Origin of the sequence: Corallococcus sp. 4LFB, from assembly GCF_046520365.1 — a bacterium.
GTDB lineage: Bacteria > Myxococcota > Myxococcia > Myxococcales > Myxococcaceae > Corallococcus > Corallococcus caeni.
In genome coordinates this window covers 1-3,621 of record NZ_JBKGHJ010000666.1, presented here as the reverse complement: position 1 = coordinate 3,621, position 3,621 = coordinate 1, and the positions used below count along the sequence as shown (strand labels likewise).

Sequence of the window (3,621 nt, the reverse complement as noted above, 5' to 3'; positions counted from 1 at the left end):
CGCGGCTGGGCCTGGAGCGGCAGTCCCCCACGGCGCGGGTCGCCACCGAGCGGGCGAGGGTGGCGCAGGCCCGGTCGCGGCTCCTGGAGCTGCAGCGGGGCATGCTGTCGTCCGCGCAGACGCACTTCGGACGGTTGGGGGGCCGGCTGGACGCCCTGAGCCCCCTGAAGGTGATGTCGCGCGGCTACTCGGTGACGTTCCGCCAGCGGGACGGCGGGGTGGTGCGTTCCATGGCGGACGTGGCGGTGGGGGACGTGCTGGGCATCAAGCTGGCGGCCCACGGGGCGAAAACCCTGGGAGGGTGTGAAGAAATCGAAGCGACCGTTACCAGCCTGAAAGGCCCGGTGGACTGCTAGCGGGCCACCCTCTACATTCCGCGCCCCGCTCGGGGAGGTGGATGGCCGTGGCGAAGTCGGACAAGAACCCCAAGGTGGAGCCCGCTCCGGAGCAGTACGGGGACGTGGTGTCGCGCCTGGAAGAGACGGTGGCGCGGCTGGAAAGCGGCGACCTGTCGCTGGAAGAGTCGCTCAAGGCGTTCGAGGAGGGCATCCGCCTGGTCCGCCGGGGCGAGAAGCTGCTCACGGAGGCCGAGCAGCGCATCGAGCAGCTGCTGGTGGACGAGGATGGCCAGGAGGTCGTCGCGCCGCTGGCGGTGGCGCCCGGCCCGCTCCCCAGGCCGCACCCCGGTCGCCGCGCAGGCGCGTCCGCCACCGGAGGACGATGTCCCGTTCTAGGCATCAGGGGAAGGGCGGAGGCCGGGCATGTCGAAGCCGAAGATTACGATTGTCGATGACGACCGCGACACGCGCGAGCTGCTCGCCGAGGCCCTGGGGGCCGAGGGGTTCGAGGTGATGTCCGCGGCCAACGGCCTGCGGCTCGTCGCGTCGCTGGAGCTGCACCGGCCGCACGCCATCCTCCTGGACGTGAACATGTCCTGGATCAACGGCTTCGAGCTGTGCCAGGCCGTGAAGCAGAACAAGCAGTTCCGGGACATCCCCATCATCTTCATCAGCGGGCGGGGAGACCCGGAGGACAAGCGGCGCGGCATGGAGGTCGGCGCGGCCGACTACTTCGTGAAGCCGCTGGAGCTGGACGCGCTCGTCAATCGCATCCGCGAACTCATCCCCGCCGACGTGGCGAAGGAGCCCTGACGCCGATGGCCGCTTTCAACCTGGACCCCTTCATGCGCACGCAGCAGGAGCGGGTGGAGACGCTCCTGCGCGAGAGCGCGGAACGCTGGGGCCCCGCGGGCACGCCGCCGAAGCTGGCGGAGTCCATGCGCTACTCGCTGCTCGCGGGCGGCAAGCGCCTGCGCCCGGTGCTGTGCCTGGCCTTCGCGGACGCGGTGACGAGGTCGAGCACCGACACCGCCATCGTGAGGGATGCCGCGTGCGCGCTGGAGTACGTGCACACGTACTCGCTGGTGCATGACGACCTCCCCGCCATGGACGACGACGACCTGCGCCGGGGCCTGCCCACGAACCACAAGGTCTACGGCGAGCCGCTGGCGCTGCTGGCCGGGGACGGGCTGCTCACGGAGGCCTTCACGCTGCTCGCCTCCGGGCCGGAGCCGGTGCGCGGCACGCTGTGCGCGGAGCTGGCGCGCGCGGCGGGCGCGGCGGGGATGGTGGGCGGGCAGGCGCTGGACATCGCGGCGGACCGGGCCGACGCTGGACTACCTCCTGCGGCTGCACCGGCTGAAGACGGGCGCGCTCATCCTGGCGGCGTGCCGGATGGGCGTCCTGGCGGCCGGGGGCGACGCGGCGGCGCTCGCGAGCGCGGTGACGTACGGAGAAGCGGTGGGCCTGGCCTTCCAGATCGCCGACGACGTGCTGGACGTGACGTCGAGCGCGGAGGCCATGGGCAAGCCGGTGGGCGCGGACGCGGAGGCCGGGCGCTTCACGTTCCCGGCGGTGGTGGGCTGGACGAGTCGCGCCGCATGGCCCAGGAGCTGGTGGCCCGGGCGGAGGCGGCGGTGCGCCCGCTGGAGGGCGCGGACGGACCGCTGGCGGCGCTGGCGCGCTACTCGGTGGAGCGGAAGTCCTGATGGCGGACGTGCTGTCCGGCGTGGCGTCTCCCGTGGATGTGCGCGCGCTCCCCGAGGCCGCGCTGCCCGGCCTGTGCGAGGCGCTGCGCGAGGCCATCATCACCACATGCGGCCGCGTGGGCGGCCACCTGGGCGCGTCGCTGGGGGCGGTGGAGCTGGTGGTGGCCCTCCACCGCGTCTTCCACACGCCGCAGGACGCGCTCCTCTTCGACGTGGGGCACCAGGCGTACGCGCACAAGCTGCTCACCGGCCGGCGCGACCGCATGCACACGCTGCGGCAGGCGGGAGGCATCGCGCCGTTCCTGGATCCGCGCGAGAGCCACCACGACGCGCTGGCGGCGGGGCATGCGTGCACGGCCATCTCCGCGGCGCTGGGGCTGCTCGCCGGCCGGCGGCAGCTGGGCCAGCCGGGCCACGTGGTGGCGGTGGTGGGCGACGGCGCGCTCACCGGCGGCCTGAGCTTCGAGGGGCTCAACAACGCGGGGGGCAGCCCGCTGCCGCTCGTGGTGGTGCTCAACGACAACCAGATGTCCATCAGCGCGAACGTGGGCGCCATCCCCGCGCTCCTGCGCACGCGCAACGCCCGCGCCTTCTTCGAAGCGCTGGGCTTCACCTACCTGGGCCCGGTGGACGGGCATGACCTGGGGGCGCTCACCCGGGCGCTGCGCGAAGCCAAGGCGTCCTCGCGCCCGGTGGTGGTGCACGCGCTGACGAAGAAGGGGCGCGGCTTTCCTCCCGCGGAGGCCGACGAGCAGACGCGCGGCCACGCGATGGGGCCGTACGAGTGGCGCGACGGCAAGCTGGTGCGCTCGCGCGGCGGGCGGCCCACGTTCAGCGAGGCCTTCGCCCAGGTGCTGGGGGAGGCGCTGGAGCGCGACCCGCGCGTGGTGGCCGTGACGCCCGCGATGCTGGAGGGCAGCGCGCTCACCGGCTTGAAGGCGCGCTTCCCGGACCGCGTGCACGACGTGGGCATCGCGGAGCAGCACGCCGTGACCTTCTGCGCGGGGCTGGCCGCGGCGGGGGCGAAGCCGGTCTGCGTCATCTACTCCACCTTCCTCCAGCGCGCGTACGACCAGGTGGTCCACGACGTGTGCCTGCCGGGCCTGCCCGTCATCTTCGCGGTGGACCGGGCGGGGCTCGTGGGCGCGGATGGCGCCACGCACCAGGGCGCCTACGACGTGTCCTTCCTCCGGCCGCTGCCGGGCCTCACGCAGTGGGCCCCGATGGTGGGAGAGGACCTGGCGCCCATGCTCGCCGCCGCGCTCCAGGCCTCCGGGCCCTCCGTGCTGCGCTTCCCGCGAGGCACGCTGCCGGACCTGCCGCCAGAGCTGGCGCACGCGGAGCCCGAGCCATCCGGGCCGTCCGTGCAGGGGCAGCCGGCGCCGTCCGCGCTGACTGTCTCAGGTGCCCGCTGGCTCAGGCGCGTTCCCGGCTCACGGCTGACGCTGGTGACGCTCGGGCCGCTGGGCCTGTCCGCGCTGGAGGCGGCCCGGCAGGAGCCCGGCTGGAGCGGTCCTGGACGCGCGCCGGGCGTGGCCCCTGGACGAGGCCGCGCGTCCGTGGCGAGTCCGCTG

The 3,621-nt window shown here is 73.9% G+C and carries 3 protein-coding genes and 2 pseudogenes; all 5 read left to right on the top strand.

What is annotated here, in order from left to right; genetic code table 11:
* A partial coding sequence (locus ACLEQD_RS39175) for an exodeoxyribonuclease VII large subunit (RefSeq protein ID WP_410390993.1) occupies nt 1-356 on the top strand: 356 nt, incomplete at its 5' end.
* Nucleotides 357-403: 47 nt separating this feature from the next.
* Complete coding sequence (gene xseB / locus ACLEQD_RS39170) at nt 404-793, top strand: exodeoxyribonuclease VII small subunit (RefSeq protein ID WP_410390990.1); 390 nt, start codon at nt 404-406, stop codon at nt 791-793.
* Nucleotides 762-1,151 carry a PleD family two-component system response regulator gene (locus ACLEQD_RS39165; protein WP_128797812.1) on the top strand — a complete coding sequence of 130 codons (390 nt, stop codon included), beginning with the start codon at nt 762-764 and terminating at the stop codon, nt 1,149-1,151. The genes xseB and ACLEQD_RS39165 overlap by 32 nt, the downstream gene beginning before the upstream one ends.
* Before the next feature lie 5 nt (nt 1,152-1,156).
* Nucleotides 1,157-2,047, top strand: a pseudogene (locus tag ACLEQD_RS39160) (polyprenyl synthetase family protein).
* Nucleotides 2,047-3,621, top strand: a pseudogene (locus tag ACLEQD_RS39155) (1-deoxy-D-xylulose-5-phosphate synthase); the annotation flags it as partial. The pseudogenes ACLEQD_RS39160 and ACLEQD_RS39155, both read left to right, overlap by 1 nt.

Excerpts from the sequence above, each read along its gene's own strand:
- ACLEQD_RS39165 (WP_128797812.1), top strand. The coding sequence starts at position 762 with ATGTCGAAGCCGAAGATTACGATTGTCGATGACGACCGCGACACGCGC.